This window comes from Tenacibaculum sp. (genome assembly GCF_050290165.1).
Lineage (GTDB): Bacteria > Bacteroidota > Bacteroidia > Flavobacteriales > Flavobacteriaceae > Polaribacter.
Genome location: NZ_JBNKHD010000006.1, coordinates 95,367 through 112,283 on the forward strand (window position 1 = coordinate 95,367; position 16,917 = coordinate 112,283).

The 16,917-nt window shown below is 30.2% G+C and carries 18 protein-coding genes and 1 tRNA gene; 14 read left to right on the forward strand and 5 right to left on the reverse strand.

Features of this window, described 5'->3' with window-relative positions:
• Positions 1-46 precede the first annotated feature (46 nt).
• From ACQY6M_RS07310 to ACQY6M_RS07320, 3 genes are all read left to right on the forward strand, one after another.
• A tRNA-Ile gene (locus ACQY6M_RS07310) sits at positions 47-120 on the forward strand.
• Between the two features lie 364 nt (positions 121-484).
• Complete coding sequence (locus ACQY6M_RS07315) at positions 485-1,081, forward strand: hypothetical protein (protein WP_428742640.1); 597 nt, start codon at positions 485-487, stop codon at positions 1,079-1,081.
• Between the two features lie 148 nt (positions 1,082-1,229).
• Positions 1,230-2,225: a 2-hydroxyacid dehydrogenase gene (locus ACQY6M_RS07320; protein ID WP_428742641.1), complete on the forward strand. Its 996-nt coding sequence runs from the start codon at positions 1,230-1,232 to the stop codon at positions 2,223-2,225.
• 15 nt (positions 2,226-2,240) lie between these two features.
• On the opposite strand, the gene ACQY6M_RS07325 is transcribed toward ACQY6M_RS07320, so the two are convergent.
• Both ACQY6M_RS07325 and ACQY6M_RS07330 read right to left on the reverse strand, forming a co-directional pair.
• Positions 2,241-3,164, reverse strand: a complete 924-nt coding sequence (locus ACQY6M_RS07325; RefSeq protein WP_428741029.1) for a L,D-transpeptidase — start codon at positions 3,162-3,164, stop codon at positions 2,241-2,243.
• A 78-nt stretch (positions 3,165-3,242) separates the two neighbouring features.
• Entirely contained in the window at positions 3,243-4,034 is a 792-nt protein-coding gene (locus ACQY6M_RS07330) for a patatin-like phospholipase family protein (RefSeq protein ID WP_428741028.1), read from the reverse strand.
• 145 nt (positions 4,035-4,179) lie between these two features.
• On the opposite strand from ACQY6M_RS07330, the gene ACQY6M_RS07335 reads away from it, so the two are divergent.
• Genes ACQY6M_RS07335 through ACQY6M_RS07345 form a run of 3 tightly spaced genes read left to right on the forward strand, consistent with a single transcriptional unit; the run spans position 4,180 to position 6,706 of the window.
• Positions 4,180-4,962 carry an MlaE family ABC transporter permease gene (locus ACQY6M_RS07335; protein ID WP_428741027.1) on the forward strand — a complete coding sequence of 261 codons (783 nt, stop codon included), beginning with the start codon at positions 4,180-4,182 and terminating at the stop codon, positions 4,960-4,962.
• A complete protein-coding gene (locus ACQY6M_RS07340; protein ID WP_428741026.1) occupies positions 4,959-5,708 on the forward strand; it encodes an ABC transporter ATP-binding protein in 750 nt (249 codons plus the stop codon). The genes ACQY6M_RS07335 and ACQY6M_RS07340 overlap by 4 nt, the downstream gene beginning before the upstream one ends.
• 5 nt (positions 5,709-5,713) lie before the next feature.
• Complete coding sequence (locus ACQY6M_RS07345; RefSeq protein WP_428741025.1) at positions 5,714-6,706, forward strand: MlaD family protein; 993 nt, start codon at positions 5,714-5,716, stop codon at positions 6,704-6,706.
• A gap of 41 nt (positions 6,707-6,747) precedes the next feature.
• Here ACQY6M_RS07345 and ACQY6M_RS07350 read toward each other — a convergent pair whose 3' ends face one another.
• The gene (locus ACQY6M_RS07350) at positions 6,748-8,187 is read right to left on the reverse strand and encodes a PAS domain S-box protein (RefSeq protein WP_428741024.1); all 1,440 of its coding nucleotides are present in this window, start codon (positions 8,185-8,187) and stop codon (positions 6,748-6,750) included.
• A 228-nt stretch (positions 8,188-8,415) separates the two neighbouring features.
• On the opposite strand from ACQY6M_RS07350, the gene ACQY6M_RS07355 reads away from it, so the two are divergent.
• The 3 genes from ACQY6M_RS07355 to ACQY6M_RS07365 are packed head-to-tail and all read left to right on the forward strand — an operon-like array spanning position 8,416 to position 9,853.
• Positions 8,416-8,802, forward strand: a complete 387-nt coding sequence (locus ACQY6M_RS07355) for a hypothetical protein (RefSeq protein WP_428744938.1) — start codon at positions 8,416-8,418, stop codon at positions 8,800-8,802.
• A gap of 38 nt (positions 8,803-8,840) precedes the next feature.
• Complete coding sequence (locus ACQY6M_RS07360; protein WP_428741022.1) at positions 8,841-9,056, forward strand: SHOCT domain-containing protein; 216 nt, start codon at positions 8,841-8,843, stop codon at positions 9,054-9,056.
• Positions 9,057-9,094: 38 nt separating this feature from the next.
• The gene (locus ACQY6M_RS07365) at positions 9,095-9,853 is read left to right on the forward strand and encodes a sigma-70 family RNA polymerase sigma factor (RefSeq protein ID WP_428741021.1); all 759 of its coding nucleotides are present in this window, start codon (positions 9,095-9,097) and stop codon (positions 9,851-9,853) included.
• 56 nt (positions 9,854-9,909) lie between these two features.
• Here the strand turns inward: ACQY6M_RS07365 and ACQY6M_RS07370 are convergent, their stop codons facing one another.
• Both ACQY6M_RS07370 and trxA read right to left on the reverse strand, forming a co-directional pair.
• Positions 9,910-10,362 (reverse strand): hypothetical protein, encoded by a 453-nt coding sequence (locus ACQY6M_RS07370; RefSeq protein WP_428741020.1) that lies wholly within the window; start codon positions 10,360-10,362, stop codon positions 9,910-9,912.
• 156 nt (positions 10,363-10,518) lie between these two features.
• Positions 10,519-10,815 (reverse strand): thioredoxin, encoded by a 297-nt coding sequence (trxA, locus tag ACQY6M_RS07375; protein ID WP_428741019.1) that lies wholly within the window; start codon positions 10,813-10,815, stop codon positions 10,519-10,521.
• A gap of 204 nt (positions 10,816-11,019) precedes the next feature.
• Between trxA and ACQY6M_RS07380 the strand changes: the two genes are divergently transcribed.
• The 5 genes from ACQY6M_RS07380 to ACQY6M_RS07400 all read left to right on the forward strand — a co-directional run bounded on the left by ACQY6M_RS07380 (position 11,020) and on the right by ACQY6M_RS07400 (position 16,891).
• Positions 11,020-12,243: a PAS domain-containing sensor histidine kinase gene (locus ACQY6M_RS07380; RefSeq protein ID WP_428741033.1), complete on the forward strand. Its 1,224-nt coding sequence runs from the start codon at positions 11,020-11,022 to the stop codon at positions 12,241-12,243.
• Entirely contained in the window at positions 12,240-13,292 is a 1,053-nt protein-coding gene (locus ACQY6M_RS07385) for a response regulator (RefSeq protein WP_428741018.1), read from the forward strand. The genes ACQY6M_RS07380 and ACQY6M_RS07385 overlap by 4 nt, the downstream gene beginning before the upstream one ends.
• A gap of 92 nt (positions 13,293-13,384) precedes the next feature.
• Positions 13,385-14,227 (forward strand): universal stress protein, encoded by an 843-nt coding sequence (locus ACQY6M_RS07390; protein ID WP_428741017.1) that lies wholly within the window; start codon positions 13,385-13,387, stop codon positions 14,225-14,227.
• Between the two features lie 24 nt (positions 14,228-14,251).
• The gene (locus tag ACQY6M_RS07395; protein WP_428741016.1) at positions 14,252-15,970 is read left to right on the forward strand and encodes an adenosylcobalamin-dependent ribonucleoside-diphosphate reductase; all 1,719 of its coding nucleotides are present in this window, start codon (positions 14,252-14,254) and stop codon (positions 15,968-15,970) included.
• Positions 15,971-16,048: 78 nt separating this feature from the next.
• A complete protein-coding gene (locus ACQY6M_RS07400) occupies positions 16,049-16,891 on the forward strand; it encodes a universal stress protein (RefSeq protein WP_428741015.1) in 843 nt (280 codons plus the stop codon).
• The last annotated feature ends 26 nt before the right edge of the window (positions 16,892-16,917 follow it).

Below are 16,917 nucleotides of genomic sequence, written 5' to 3' on the forward strand. Positions count from 1 at the left end.
GCTTTTTATTTAAAAAAGTTTTTATTTTTGCACACCTAAGAAAACTGGTCCTATAGCTCAGTTGGTTAGAGCACCTGACTCATAATCAGGTGGTCCCTGGTTCGAGTCCAGGTGGGACCACATTTAAAGCATCAACATTACGTTGGTGCTTTTTATTTATAACACATTTACTACCTGGTAGTTAGCACAAAAACTTTTCATCTTAAAAAATCCCTAATCAATCACCACTAAACCCAAGTCTTTCCTACCTAATCATAACCTACCATAAAATCGTATTTTTTTTGTAACTTTAGGGGCACTCCTCGGGAAGTATTTTTTCATTCTGAAAAAATAAATTAACAAATCAACAAGCGATTTAATTTTACAGTATCATTAAAGCATTGAATTAGTCAATAAAAGATTCGTAAATGAAACAAAACTAAACCATAACTCCTCATAAACAAAAGTGCTCTCGGTAAACTTTTATCGCATAAACTTTATAGGGATGACTACTATGATTACCAAAGAAACCGATTTTCTTGAAAACACAGGCATGTACACTACTAGAAAAGAGCCTCGAAAATCTTTTGCTACTTACCAGAGAAATCAAAACAAATTTTACCTGAATACTTTAAATTTAATAGACAGGAAAGCTGCTATTATGCTGCGTGTAAATGCTACTATCCTTTCTGCCTCCGTAATTTTCTTTAATTATATTACTTCAATCAACTTTGGGGTTAAAATCGCAGCTATTTTAATCGTAACCTCCTTTGTTTCTTTACTTTTTTCCATTTTAGCCTCTAAACCTAATAGTCTCTCATTTCTAAGAAGATTCAAAAAAGATATTGTCTCTAAATACAAGAAAAAAGAGGAAAACTTATTTATGATTGGTATGTCTAGTGACAAAACTTTAGACGAATATGAAGAAGCCTATAATAAAGTGTTAAAAAGCCAAGAGTTACAAATAGGGAACCAAGTTCGAATTATGTATTTATTAGAAAAAGAAATGAAACGTGGTTTTTTTTATTTAGAGCTAGCTTATAGTAGTTTTTTAGTAGGCTTACTCATTTTAATCTTAGTCTTGTTTTTTGCTAATATTTAATCGGCTTCAGAATCCGTATTACTAACGAATATAGATACTTTCTTTAAAAAAACTTTTTAATTACCTACCTATTTGTGGATGACAAATATCATTGTCCTTCAATTCTTGAATTAATAATTTAGAAACTGTTTAATTCATTTTCTTACCCATGAAAGTACTCGTATATAGTTCCAAAAAATTTGAGGTACCTTATTTAGAAAAAGCCAATAAAGGAAAACATAAACTAACATTTACAAAAGAGGCTTTATCTTTAAAAACTGTGATATTAGCTAAGGGGTATGATGCAATATCCATATTTGCAGCAGATGAAGCTAACACTGCTATTCTTGAAAAACTAAATGATCTAAGCATTAAACACATTACTTTAAGATCTGCTGGATACGACAATGTAGATTTAAAAACAGCCGCTAACTTAAACATAAAAGTAGCAAATGTACCTGCTTACTCACCTCATGCTATTGCTGAACATGCTACCGCATTGTTATTAGCTTTAAATAGAAAACTGATAGAGTCTAATAAACGTATAAGTAATTTTAATTTTACTCAAGACAACCTTATTGGTTTTGATTTAAACGACAAAACAATAGGCATTGTTGGAACAGGAAAAATAGGTTCGGTTATGTGTAAAATTATGCATGGTTTTGGGTGTAAGTTACTGGGATATGATATTAAGGAGAATAAAGAATTAGTGAATTCTTATCAGTTGCAATATGTACCTTTAAAGACCCTATGTAAAGAGGCTGATGTTATTTCTTTACACACACCTTTAACTACTGAAACCCACCACTTGATTAACGATAACTTAATTTCTAAAATGAAAGAAGGTGTTATTATTATCAATACTGCTAGAGGTGCCATTATAAATACGGAACATATAATAGCGGGGTTAGAAAAGGGAAAAATTGGTGCTTTAGGTATTGATGTATACGAAAAAGAAAAAGGTGTTTTTTTTTGTAATGATTCTCAAAAAGCTCTTGAAGATAATCTTTTAGTGAAATTAATAGCAATGCCAAACGTACTCATTACTGGTCATCATGCCTTTTTAACTAGAGAAGCGATAACCAATATTGCTGAAACCACTATTTATAATTTAAATTGTTGGGAAGAGAATAAAACAAGTAAAAATGAACTCACCAATGCGTAGTATTAAAATAAAAAATTACTTTTTATAAATATTTTTTAAATACTTTTTGTTCCCTTTTTCGTCTAAGATCTCCAAATTATACCTTATCTCTATTTTTGTACCTATAGGTGTATAATAATAAACCACCCAAGCATCTGCTTCCTTTATTCCAATACAACCATTTGAATATGCCTTTCCTAAAGTTACCGGGTTTGTTGTTGGATGTATCATTTGACCATAGCGTAATCCATTTATTTCTGTTTCTGTAAAAGGAATTTGAGGAAGCTTGGTTACTCTATTATCATCTCTTTTAGTAGTAAAGTACTCATGGTTATTAACTGGATTAACATATCGTGGTTTACGAACGTGATTTACAATTAAACCTTTTCCCGTTTTAGTTTTTAAATCCTCTACCCTATCAGACATTTTAAGATATTTTTCCTCATTTCTTCCAACCCTTATGGGAAAATCATACAACTTCAAAGAATCTTCATATATTCTAAGTTTAAACTCTGGAATGTTAATATTTATACTAGTTTTTTGAAAAGAATTAAGCATCTTTTTCGCAGCTGTAGAATCTGGAATAACTATTAATGCTCCTTTGGGTAGGACTATCATTTTTTTCTGATCAAAGACAAAAGAATCTTTCGCTTTCATCCTATAATAGTCAGTATTTTGAAGTGTATCTATAATCCAAGGATTTGATCGAACTAAAAGGTGCTCTGTTAACACATAAGGAACTAATGAATCATACTTTTTAACAATCGAATCTAAATACTCAAAATAATTTTCTATAAGGATATTGTTATGAACTTTAACCTTTACTGGCAAAGTAGATTGAGCCTTAACTTTACCTCCAATTGCTTTTTCCTTTAAAGCTACATTTTCATCTCTTAAAAAACAAAACTTTAAAATAATTAAGAAGATAAGGGTAGAAGTAATTTTTAATAACTTTAGCATTCTTTGATGTTGTCTTTATATTCATCAGGGTTACTTAGTAAAGGTAAGTTTGCTAATAGTCTTTTTAAATGACAATTATCAGTTTATAGCTTTCTTTAAAGCTGTTACTTGTTTAAATGTTAGTTGATTTGTCAATGCTTCTTTCGCTTCATTATAACCTATATTAAAAACTTCATCAAGATGTTTTTTATCAAAAATACCATACTTACTTACTCTTTTTGATGAAATCACTAGAGTGCAATCGTTAAATTTCTCATAATCATCCTTAAAATATTTTAACCTAAAAGCACGCTTCATCACATTATGAGGGTATTTTAACTCATTAATGGTCATAGCGTTGAATCCATTTACATAACTCCCTATTATAATATCACATTGTGGTTTTAATAACTCTACTGGAAAATTATTAAGTGTTCCCCCGTCTATATAATAAGAATTATTAATCTTAACAGGAGCAAAAACACCTGGGAAGGCTGCAGATGCCAATACTGGTCTTATCAGTTCTCCCGTATTAAATGTTTTTAGAGTTCCATTTAAAATATCTGTCGCTGTAATTACTAATGGCTTTTTAAGATGACTAAAACTGTCTTCCTTTAAATAAGCATTAAACTGCTTATAAAACTTTTCAGTATCAATAAGTCCTGGTTTTCTAAATGCATATTTTTTAATATCTAATATTTGAACACTTTTAAAAAACTCTAACATCTCTTTCCAACCATAACCATAAGCATATAATGAACCAACAATAGCTCCTATACTAGCTCCAGAAATATGTGTTGGAAAAAGACCAAACTCTTCTAAAGCTTTAATCGTCCCAACATGAGCAATTCCTCTACTACCTCCACCAGAAAGAACTAAACCTATACTCATAACATATTTACTTAAAATTTTATACTTAAATTTATATTCAAAATGTTTTATTTGAAATGATATCTATCAGTTTCACAATATGATTTTTATCATTTTGAACACCTTTTGGTTCATATACATTTAATGATAACATTAAATTTAACTTATGCTACGCTTTGATGCCATAACTAAGCAGCTAAAGTCTTTTTTTATAGAAATTGGAGAATTATCCCTTTTTACCTCTCGTTTTTTTAAAGAAACCTTTAAGCAACCGTTTGAATTAAAAGAGTTACTGCAACAGTGCTATCAAATAGGTAATCGTTCCTTACTTTTAGTGGGGGTTACTGGTTTTATCATTGGATTAGTAATAACCCTACAAACTCGTCCTACATTAATGGAATTTGGCGCTGTATCTTGGATGCCCTCTATGGTTGGTATTTCAATTGTTAGAGAAATAGGCCCAATTATTACTGCTTTAGTTTGTGCTGGTAAAATAGGTTCTGGTATTGGTGCCGAATTAGGTTCTATGCGTGTTACCGAGCAAATAGATGCGATGGAAGTATCTGGTATAAATCCTTTTAAATATTTAGTTGTTACTAGAGTTTTAGCCGTTACTTTTATGCTTCCTTTATTAGTAATTATAGCCGATACCATTGCTTTATTTGGATCCTTTTTAGTTGAAAACGTAAAAGGAAATGTCTCATTTGTATTGTATTTTAACCAAGTACTAGATGGTTTAAAGTTTGGAGATGTGGTTCCTGCCACAATAAAATCGTTCTTCTTTGGAGCGGCGATAGGACTTATAGGCTGTTTTAAAGGATATAATTGTAAAGAAGGAACGGCAGGTGTAGGTAAGGCTACTAACACCGCTGTAGTATCTACATCCTTATTGTTATTCATTATTGATTTTATAGCTGTTTTTGTAACCGATATCTTTTTTGAGTTATGAGTAATATGCCTGACAAAAAGATAGTTCTTGAAATTAAAGACTTACACAAAGCCTTTGGAGACAACCATGTGCTTAACGGATTTAATATGCAACTTTATAAAGGCGAAAACCTTGTTGTTATGGGAAAATCAGGCTCTGGAAAATCGGTTATGATTAAATGTTTAGTCGGTTTAATGGAAGCCGACAAAGGAATCATTTCTGTAATGCATCATGATATTACAAAACTGGATCAACAAGCCTTAGATGTCCTAAGAGCTGATATTGGTTTTTTATTTCAAGGAAGTGCTTTATATGACTCTATGACCGTCCGAGAAAATTTAGAATTCCCTCTACGTGGTCATAGAAAACAGAATGGAAAGCTGATTGATACCGAAAAGTTGGTTATTGAAGCCTTGGAAAATGTTGGATTAGCACACACAATAGACATGATGCCTGCAGAATTATCTGGAGGAATGAAACGACGAGTTGCGCTAGCTCGAACACTTATTTTACAACCAAAAATTATTTTATACGACGAACCTACAAGTGGGCTAGACCCTATTACTGCGAAAGAAATTATTATCTTAATGCAAGATATTCAGAAAAAATACAATACATCATCGCTAATTATTACCCATGATGTAGACTGTGCACGAGTTATCTCGGACAGAATGATATTACTTATTGATGGTATTGACTATGCCGTTGGTACATTTAAGGAATTATCAAACTCTGAAGACCCTAAAATCAAAGCTTTTTTTAAATAAGTATTATGAAAAAAACAAACTCACAAAAATTCAGACTAGGGCTATTTGTATCTATAGGCACAATAATTTTTCTTATTGTCATTTACCTTATTGGACAGCGACAAAGTATGTTCAAAAAAAACTTCACCATTAGCGCTTATTTCCAAAATATTAACGGATTACAAAATGGGAACAATGTGCGTTATTCAGGAATTGATATAGGGACTGTAAAAGAAATAACTATGATCAACGATTCTACAATTAAAGTAGATATGGCTATTGACAAAAAAATAGCTAGTCATATACAAAAAGATGCTATAGCAACTATAGGTTCAGATGGTTTAGTAGGTAATATGCTTGTAAACATTGTTCCAGGAGAAAGATTGGAGCCTACAATTAGCAATGGTGATGTAATTAAGTCTGCCGATAAACTGGGAACAGATGATATTTTAAACACCTTAAATATTACTAATAAAAATGCCGCAAAACTTACTGCTGATCTTTTAAAAATAACCAATAAGTTATTAGAAGGTAAAGGTACTTTAGGGGTTTTATTAAACGATACTATTATGGCCAAAGATTTAAAACAATCTGTTGCTAATCTTAAAAAAGTAAGTCAAGGAGCATCAAATACTGTTAATGAATTAAATCAAATAATGGTTTCGTTAAAAACAAATGATGATACTGTTTTAGGTATGTTGATTAATGATACTATTTCAGGCAACAAGCTAAAAACTATTGTTTCCAACTTAGAAGTTTCAAGCTCTAAAGTTGATAGTCTTATTGGTAATATTAATGTTTTAGTCCGTGATGTTAACTCTAGTAAAGGAGCTTTTAATTATATTACAAAAGACACTTCTTTAGTAAATAGTCTAAAATCTACACTTAAAAATATAAATGAAGGAACAGAAAAGTTTAATGAAAACATGGAAGCCTTTAAGCACAATTTTTTAACACGAGGTTATTTTAGAAAATTAGAAAAGCAAAAGAAAAAAGCTGAAAAGAAATCAAATAACTAATACATTGCTTATTTAGAAGAGCAATATTGTCATAAGTATAATTACTTTTTCTTTTTTGAATCGGTACTTTTAAAACCGATTCTTCGTCTTGACTCTTGGTCTTTTCTTTCTAATTCTTCTTCTAGCATTTTATACCTGCTTATATCTTTAATCGTTACAACTACAGCTGCTATATTATTTTCATTATCTATTATAGGCCTTCCACTCAATAAAACCCTTCTAATATTATTCGTTTCTTTATTCATCAATAACACATCAATATCGTTGGTGATTTTACCTACTAAAGCCTGTTCTGCTGGAAGATTTTGTGCTGGAAAAGTCCTTCCTCCATGTGGATTTAACACTTTAAAATGATCTGAAAAATCAATAGAAATTTTAGAATCATCTTCTATCCCAAAAAGCTCATTTGCTACCTCATTAGCCAATATAACCTGTTTATCAGTATTCGCAACTAATACTCCATCACTAATATTTTCTAGAATCATGTTTAGTTTTTGTTGATTCTCATACAGTTCATTCATCCTTTTCTCATTCTCTTCTTGGAGTAATAGATCTTCGGTAATATCTCTTACAACGGCATATAACCTACCTGTATTCAAATCAGAAGTAGCATTCCAAGACAGCCACTTAATACTCTCATCTTTACATATCCATCGGTTGTTAAAACTTACTAGGTTAGCTCCACTTTCTAACTTTTTAATTGCCTCTTGTGTCATTTCAAGGTCATCAGGAAGAATATAATTAGCAAATGGATTGCTTATCAGTTCCTCAGTAGTATATCCTAAAAGGTTACTTAATGACGGATTTACTTTTATAAATCTCTCATTAGAGGCAATGACAAGACTATCAATTGAAATATTAAAGAAAGTATCCGCTGCTTTTTGAGATTCTGTTATCACCTTCCTTTCTGTAATGTCTGTAGAAATATTTCCAATAGCGTATACCCTGTTGGATGCATCTAATAAAGGGAATTTTACAGATAAATACGTGTGTGGTCCATCAGATTGCTCAACAACTTCTTCTATTTGAATTTCCTCACCTGCTTTTATAACCTCTAAATCGGCTTCAAGATATCTATCGGCAATTTCTTTAGGTAAAATATCGTGATTCGTTTTTCCGATTAAATTTTTCTCCGACCCTCCAAAAAAAGATTGATACTTCTCATTTACCAGTATATATTCACCATTTATCTTTTTTACAGAAATGGCGTTAGTGGTGTTATTTATTATTGATTGTAATAATTTCTGATTCTTTAAAAGTGCTGCTTCCGATTGTTTTTTGGCCTTGAGCTGTGCTTTTAAAATAAAAAACACTGTTGTAAGCATCCCTAGAATAACAATTATTAGTGCCAATGAAATCCAGTTCCACAAACTACTACCAGTGTCATTCATTTGTTTCCAATAAATAATACCAAGCACTATAACCATAATACTATTTATGATGTAGCCGTACAAATTTTTTCTTTCCAATGAGATTTTCATTTATATTCTATTTTAACACATCAATGTATTGAACTTCGGTAAAATCTAAAATGACAAATATCACCTAAAACACTACCTATCAGTAAATTTACGCAAATAATCAATACCAATATTTCTTTCTATAAGCTCTTTACATATGACGAATATCATTTCAAATAAAAAAAGTTCATTTTACTTTAGTTATCAATATCATGATTAATTCAACATTAATCTACAAAATTCAGCACCATGAAAAAATCTATAATTCTTTTGTTAATCCTTGGATCCCAAATACTAATTAGCTGTAATCAAAAACCAGACGTAGATAAGATTCTTAAAGATCAAGAAACAAAAGAGAGAATTTTTAAGTCTATCGCAGAAAATCATGAATACATGACAGAATTCATGGAAACGATGCACAATAATGAACATGCCATGCAAATGATGATGAATAATAATATGATGATGAATAACATGATGGGAAATAAAAATATGATGTATCAAATGATGAATGACAGCACTAAGATGCACAACATGCTACAAATGATGCATCAAAAAGGTATCATAAGCAATACGTGCTTTCAATCCTGTATGGAAAACATGAGCACCAAGAAAACTTCGGATAATAAAGAATAATAATATGTCCAAAAGTATTTAACTTAAAAACAAACACCATGCATTATTACAAACATTACTTTGACATACATGTTATATGGTGGTTTATATGGATTATTTTTATTATTTGCCTTTTCGCTGTGTCGTACAATTTCCCTTTCCTAAGAACAAAAAAAGATAGTCCGTTAGATATTTTGAAAAAGCGCTTCTCGAAAGGTGAAATTTCAAAAGAAGCCTATGAAGAAGCTAAAAAAAACTTAGAGTCTGATAAATAAATTAGACTCTATAATTAAAAATAGAAAAAAGTACTAAAATGAATTACCAGCAACGAGAGTTTCACATATTTGTAGCACAAATATTCCCTGACCTCCTTAAATCAAAAGAAAAAGGAGATAAGGAAATTTTCAATAAACTAATATTGAAAATTTTACCAGGCATTAGAAAGTACGTTAAACAACGATTAGTTGCCGCTATTAAAAAAGGGCATTTTCATAAAAACAAGTACAAGCCTGATGATTTTGTCGACCAGTTATTTATAGAAGTTTATGAACATATAGAAGAAGTAAAAAAAGCAAAAGATTTCTATTTGTGGTTATTTCAAAAAACAGATCAACTACTAGAAAACATTATTGAAGAAGAAGAGTTTGATGATCTCTTTTTTAGAAATATTGATGATTACTCTAAACCTGAATGGGATGAAATGGAAGAAAAATTTAGTGCCGATGCTGAAGGTGATTTATTAATGATGGATGAATTAGACGATAGTTCTTTTCATAAGAATGATTATACATTAAATCACGTTTTTGTTGAAGATGAGGAACAAGGTTATATAGACAAACTTGACGAAGAATTAAGCGAAGCTAAAACTCAAAAACATATGCAAATGATACTACATAAATTACCATTACATATGCAATCAGTTTTTGAACTTTATTCAAAATATAGTTTTAACGTAGATGAAATTTCAGTAATTAAAGGGATTACGATACAGGAAGCAAACCAATTAATAGAAGATGCAAGAAACAAACTACGCAAAAGCTTTCTTAGCAGATATTTAACTGATGACAAATAATTCAACACACACTGTAAAAACAGTTTAGTTACTACTTTAACAAATTATTTAGTAGGTTAGTTATATTTCCAAATAAATTTGGGTTTATCACTTTCAAGAACATTTCTTGTAATTTTAAAAACTACATATTTCAATAGCTTTAAAATTTTCAAAAACTCTGCAATTCTATCTTCAAGTAACCCATGTTCATGTCTAAAAATTGAAGTATCATAATTTGAAGGATTATCTATTATATCAACATTATGAAATAATTGTACTTGAATACTGTTTTGTATGCTCTTGGATTGATTTTTTACTTCTGACAACTCTCTTCTTAAGTCTACCAACTTATCTAAATCTTCATTTAATAGAAGCTTTACAAAACTAGCCTCAACTAATTGTTCAAGAAATTCAATTTCAAAAAGACAAAACTCTAAATTGTTTCTCCAACTTTTAGTAAGCATATACAAATCTTTTAAAGAAGCTTTTTGAATGTAGCGGCCTTTGGGTCTGTCTCTATAACTACGCATAATAGTATTTTTTAAATATAGATTAAAAGTAAACAAACTCTTATGCTTTACAAATGACCAAAATCATGAACAATAAAATAATAACAAATTGTTTTTAAGACACTTACAAATAAGTAGATGAGATTAAAAAATACTATTAGAACTTAGCTTACTTCTTTAATTTGATCTAATCATATTTATAATATCATTTTTTTGAAGTACACCTGATTCCCTCCAAATTGGGGTACCATTTTTAAATAAAATCATGGTTGGAACTCCTTTTACCTGATATTTAACAGCTAATAATTGATTTTTGTCTACATCTATTTTCACTATCCTAACAGTATCTCCAAGCTCTTCTTTAACCTGTTTTAAGATAGGTGCTAATGCTTTACAAGGACCACACCAATCTGCAAAAAAGTCTACTAAAACTAACTTTTCTGAATTTATAATTGCATTAAAACTACTTTTCATTACGACATTAATTTACACAAACCTTACTTCTCTTCTACTAAAAACCGTTTTATGGCAAAAACAAAAATAGAAGATTTACAAACACTTATACATGATATAAATCATCAATACCAAACCTCAAATTCTACTTTTATCATAGAAGCACCTTGGTTATTATTCTAATTTTAAGTAAATTAAACCCATCATCAAACTAACACAACTATGATGTTTCAACAAGATCAAGATATTTTTGATATTCTTTTGGGTTCAATCTCTGAAGGTGTTATAGTAGTTGATAGCCATCAGAATATTGTTGAGGTAAATGATGCTACTGAAAAAATGTTTGGTTATAACAAAGGAGAACTTATAAAGCAACCTCTTGATACTTTAATTCCCAAAAACCATCATAAAGAACATCAAACTCATTTTAAAAGCTTTATGAAACAACAGGAACGTCGTCAAATGGGACAAGGTAGAGATATTTTTGGTGTCCGAAAGGATGGTAGTGTATTTCCTGTAGAAGCTGGTTTAAATCCTTTCTCTATTTATGGTGAAAAATATGTTATGGCATTAGTTATCGATATTTCAACCCGTAAAGAGCAAGAACAAAAAATTAAATCATTAAATGAAAACCTAGAAGAAAAAATTTCAAAAAGAACCTATGAATTAAAAAATATGGTTCTTGAATTGGAAGCAGAGAACAAAAAACGTGTTAAGGCTGAGAAAGAAGCTAAATTGGCACTTAAAAAAGAGAAAGACCTTAATGAACTAAAATCTAGATTTCTTTCTTTAGTTTCTCATGAATTCAAAACTCCTCTAAGTGGTATTCTAACCTCTGCCATACTATTAAGTAAGTATAAACTAACAGAACAGCAAGAGAAACGTGACAAACATATTAAAACCATATCAGATAAAGTACACTACCTCAACAACATACTAAACGACTTCTTAACTATGGAGAAGCTTGAAAAAGGTAAAATTAAATACTCTCCAACAACATTTAAGTTAAGCAAGGTAGTCAATGAAGTTGTTTATAATGCCAATATGCTACTGAAAGAAGGGCAAAAGATCAATTACCCAAAAGATATAGACTCTTATTCTTTATATCAAGATGAAAAAATTGTAGAACTAGCTTTATCTAACTTGATACATAATGCCGTAAAATACTCGTCAGAAAATACTGAAATAAACATCTCAATTACTCAAGATGATACTAAAACAGTATTTAAAGTAAAAGACAACGGTATAGGAATTCCCCAAGAAGATCAAAAAAATATATTTAACCGTTATTTTAGAGCAAAAAATGCTTTGCTAACTCAAGGAACTGGTATTGGGTTAAATATTGTTAAAGACCATATGGAAAATTTAAGCGGTAAAGTTTATTTTGATAGTACAGAACAGAAAGGAACTGTTTTTACTATAGAACTACCTAACAGTGCAAAATCATGAAAAAAGTGCTATTAATAGAGGATGATACTATTTTAAGAGAAAACACCTCAGAACTATTGGAACTCTCAAACTACGAAGTAATAACCGCTTCTAATGGAAAAATTGGCGTAGATAAAGCTATTAAAATGCTTCCTGATATAATTGTTTGCGATATTTTAATGCCAGAAATGGATGGCTATAGTGTATTTCAAGAATTAACAAAACATAGCATAGCAAAGTACATACCATTCATTTTTCTATCGGCAAAAACAGAACGACAAGATATAAGAAAAGGTATGAATATGGGAGCTGATGATTACCTTACCAAACCTTTTAATGAAGAAGAACTTATCAACACAATAGAAAGTCGTATTGCAAAAGCTGCTATACTAAAGGAAGAGCGAGAAGTGTCTCAAGATAATACGCATAATAATGTAGAAGAAATGCGAACCTTAGACGATTTAAAAGTTTTTTTAGAAAAAAATGGCTCCATTCTTAATTACAAACAAGACGATATCGTTTATAACGAAGGGGACAATTCCAACTTAATTTATCTGGTAACAAAAGGTGTTATTAAGTGCCACAAACTTGACGAACAAGGAAAAGAATTAACTACCGAATTATATAAAGAAAACGACTTATTTGGATATACCTCTTTTATCCAAAACATTCCATACCAAGAGACTGCTACAGTTATAAAAAATGCTCAAGTAATAAGCATTCATAAAAGTGAGCTTAAAGAAATTTTAAATAAAAACCATAAAGTAACTTTAGAACTCATCCAACTATTAACAGATAGTCTTAAGGACATGAAAGACCAACTACTACAAATGGCATATAGTTCTGTACACAAAAAAACGGCATCTACCATTCTTAAATTTGCTGAAAAACTAAACCGTAAACCAGAAGACCCTATAAGTATTTCACGAAGTGATTTAGCTAGTGTTGCTGGAATTGCTACCGAAACTTTAATCAGAACAATGTCTAACTTAAAGAAACAAGGTATAATAGAGATTGAGGGAAGAAATATAAAAATTATAGACATTGAAAAACTTCAATATATCTGTTAAGATTCTTAGTATAAATACGGTTATGACTAATATCATTTTTTGAGAAGTATTTTCCTTTTAGATTTACTCTGGTAAAAAGAGAAATTTAAATAATGAAGAATATTTTATTTCTAACAGATTTTTCTGAAAATTCATGGAATGCGCTAAAATATGGACTTGATTTTTTTGCTGAAACAAGCTGTAATTTTTACATACTACACGTTAATAACCACATAAGCGACTTCCAAGAAGAAGATGCTCTTTGGCCCGACTCAAAAACCATCGAAGATTTATACACTAAACCTGCAAAAAGACAATTAAAAGAAATATTAAAACAAATTTCTAAAGAAGTACCTCATAACAAAAGGCATAAGTTTTATACACTTACCAATTATGGTTTTTTTATAGAATCTGTACGAAAACATGTTTTAGAGAAAAAAATAAGCCTAATAATTATGGGCACTCAAGGAGCCACTGCCTTAAAAGAATTTATTGTTGGCAGTAATACTGGAGATGTTATAACCAAAGTAAAATGTACCACATTGGTAGTCCCAAAAAATGCTACATATTCAGTACCAAAAGAAATAGCTTTCCCAACTGATTTTGCTATTTCATATGATATACAAATTTTACAACCCATTTTAGATATTTTAAAAAGTAATAATTCTTGTTTACGTGTTCTTCATATTGGTCATAAAGAAGAACAATTAAATAGTGACCAAAAGGCTTGCAAAGAATTAATAGGTGATTTTTTTGATGGTTTTGATTATAGCTACCACTTTTTAACCAATAAGAAGGTAGAAAAAGGAATACAATGTTTTGTTGAAAGTAGAAATATTAACATAATAGCAATGGTTGCCAAGAATTTAAATTATTTCCAACAAATTCTATTTCATACTAAAACTGAACAAATAAGTTATCATACAGATATTCCTTTTTTGGTTCTTCATGAATAATATTTATAAAAATTAAACTTGTACATGAATATGAATGCACTTACCAACAATGCTATTCAAATTCTAAAAAACCGCTACTTATTAAAAGATGAAAAGGGGAGGTTAATAGAATCTCCCAATGAAATGTTTATACGAGTGGCAAAACATATTTCAAGCTGTGAAAAGAAAAATACTTTTTACCAACAACAGTTTTATAACCTTTTAAACAGTTTAAAATTCTTACCCAATTCTCCTACCCTTATGAATGCAGGAAACAAAAAAGGACAATTAAGTGCCTGTTTTGTATTACCAATAGAAGATAGTATGGATAGTATTTTTACTACCTTAAAAAACGCTGCGCTAATACACCAAAGTGGAGGTGGTACAGGATTTAATTTTTCCAAACTACGCCCCAAAGAAGACTTAGTTAGTTCTAATAGCGGCACATCATCTGGACCCGTTGCTTTTATAAAAATATACGATGCCGCTACAGAATATGTAAAACAAGGAGGAAAACGAAGAGGTGCCAACATGGGAGTTCTCAACATTGATCATCCTGATATTGAAATATTCATAAAGTCAAAGTCTTCAAAAAAAGCAATTGAAAATTTCAACATTTCTGTAGGAATTCCTGATGCTTTTATGATTGCTCTTAAGAACAATCAAAATTGGCAATTGATTAATCCTAGGACAAAAAAGGTAAGTAAAACAATATCTGCTCAATCACTTTGGGAACTTATTATCAATGAAGCTTGGAATACAGGAGACCCAGGAATTATTTTTTTAGACACAATAAATAAAAATAACCCAATACCAACTATTGGGCATATAGAAGCTACCAATCCTTGTGGTGAAGTTCCTTTATTAAGCTACGAAAGCTGTAATTTAGGTTCTATAAACCTGTCAAAAATGGTTGCTGTAAAAAATGGTAATTATATTTTAGACTGGAACTGTCTTTCTGAAACCATTCACCTAGCCATCCGTTTTTTAGACAATGTTATTACAACCAATTATTATTTACTACCAAAAATTGAAGCTATCACAAAATCCAATAGAAAAATTGGTTTAGGAGTTATGGGATGGGCAGAATTGTTAATTTTATTGGAGATACCCTATGCTTCAAAAGAAGCACTAAGTTTAGCAGAAACTCTAATGAGCTTTATTAAAAATGAAAGTTATAAAGCTTCTGAAAATTTAGCTAAAGAAAAAGATCCATTCCCTAATTGGAGGAAGAGTACTCTTACCAAGACTCCCTTAAGAAATGCTACCTGTAACAGTATTGCCCCTACTGGAACTATTTCCGTAATCGCTAATACAACATACTCTATTGAACCTTTATTTGCTTTAGCTTATAAAAGAGTAGGCATCCTTGATAATCAAACTCAAATTGAAATAAATGAGTCCTTTATTCAAAAAATGAAAAAATTAAAGCTCTGGAATAATGAACTCGAAAAGGAAGTGTTGGAAAAAGGAAGTATTAAAAATATAAATACAATTCCTGAAAAAGTGAAATCTATTTTTCAAACTAGCTTAGAAATTCCTTGGCAATACCACTTAAAACATCAAAAAATATTTCAACAGTATACAGATAACGCTGTTTCTAAAACTATTAATTTACCCGAACAAGCTACTGTTGATGACATTTCAAAAATTTACAAAACCGCCTGGGAATACGAACTTAAAGGGATTACTATTTATAGATATGGAGCTAAAAACTATCAAGTGCTTCAAAAATGCAATTTGAACACTAGCAAATATTGTTAGCATAGTAAACCTGATATATATCATGGCTAACCTATATTTTATAGCGTATTTTTAAGCTACTAATTAAAAAGGGGAATCATGAAAAAAATATTAATTCCTACAGATTTTTCAGAGAATTCTTGGAATGCCATAACATATACCTTACAATTGTTCAAAGATGAAGATTGTACATTTCATTTACTAAACACCTACACACCCATAATTTTTCAATACGATTATACAAGTGCAAGTATGGCTCAGTTTAGTTTGATTGATACCATGAGAAATGTTTCTGAAACTAAACTTAAAGAATTCAGCGAAAGAATTCAGCAACAGTTTAATAATCCAAAACACAATTTTTTATCTTCTTCAGTATTTAACACTTTACCTTTAGAAATTAGTGAACTTTGCCATGATAATGCAATAGACATGATAGCTATGGGTACCAAAGGAGCCTCGGGAGTTAAGGAGGTTTTATTTGGTTCAAATACAATACACGTTCTAAAAAATGCCAAATGTCCTGTATTAGCTATACCCAGTGAATTTCCTTTTGAAGCTCCTCATGAAATATTGTTTCCCTCTGATTATGGAATTAATTTTCAAGAAAAGCACCTACAGCCTATTATAGATATTGCTTCTATGTATCATTCAAGAATTAATATATTAAATGTACGTTACGAACATGAATTATCGGAACAACAAACACATAATCGTGAAAAATTAGAAACATTTTTTAAGCATATAGCTCATCTTTTTCATGATATAAAAAACCAAAATATTGCCGATGCTATTACAAATTTTCAACTAAAAACACGTATAAATTTGCTGGTAATGATTAACAATAAGCATTCATTTTTTGAAAACTTATTTTTTAAATCAACAATTAATCAAATAGGATTTCACCTAAACATTCCTTTTTTAGTTATCCCATCAAAAACCTAACTAATTAACATCATGCCTAATAAAAA